The following is a 657-nucleotide window of genomic DNA, read 5'->3' as shown; positions in this document are numbered from 1 at the left end:
AAGAACGTCCATTACAGTCGAAATTGTCAGCCCGGGACCGTCTCGGGCTACGATTGAGGCGCGCCCAGAACGGGCCGCCGACCGGGCGCCCGCGCACGGCCGAACGTCCCTGCCCCCGAGAGGGCCCGTTGGGTGCTGCCGGCGCGGGACGCGCCGCCCCCGACGGCTGATAGGAAAGTGCCGGGCAGGCGCCGCGGCTGGTAATGTGAGTGCCGAGGGGGAGGCCATCCGGTCGAACGACTACCGGAAGGATACCACCGTGAAAGCGCCATCCACCAGACCCGCGGCCGTGCTCGGCCTGGACGTCGGCAAGTCATCGCACTGGGCCTGCCTGATCGACCGCGACGGGGAGGTGCTGGCCAGCGCCCCCGTCCGCAACAGGGAGGCCGAGCTCGACGCGCTGTTCGCCTCCGCGCCCGCCGGCACGCTCGTCGTCGTCGACCAGTTCCGCAACATAGGGTCCCTCGCCGTGAGGCGGGCCCGCGCCGCAGGGCTCGGGGTCGCCCACCTGCCCGGGCTCGCCGCCAGCCGCGCCGCGGGCCTGTTCGCCGGCGAGGCCAAGACCGACGAGCGCGACGCCGCGGTGATCGCGCGGACCGCCCTGGGCGTGCCGGACTCCCTGTCGGGGGTCCCGGGCCGCGGCGAGGCCCTCGAGGC

General features: G+C 74.3%; 1 protein-coding gene. It reads left to right on the top strand.

The window, feature by feature from the left end; translation table 11 throughout:
• Nucleotides 1-259 precede the first annotated feature (259 nt).
• The coding region (locus tag AAAV44_RS09800; RefSeq protein ID WP_349115463.1) for a transposase at nucleotides 260-657 on the top strand (398 nt) is incomplete at its 3' end.

The organism is Collinsella sp. CLA-AP-H1, from assembly GCF_040092945.1.
GTDB lineage: Bacteria > Actinomycetota > Coriobacteriia > Coriobacteriales > Coriobacteriaceae > Collinsella.
This window is presented reverse-complemented; position numbering and strand designations above follow the sequence as displayed.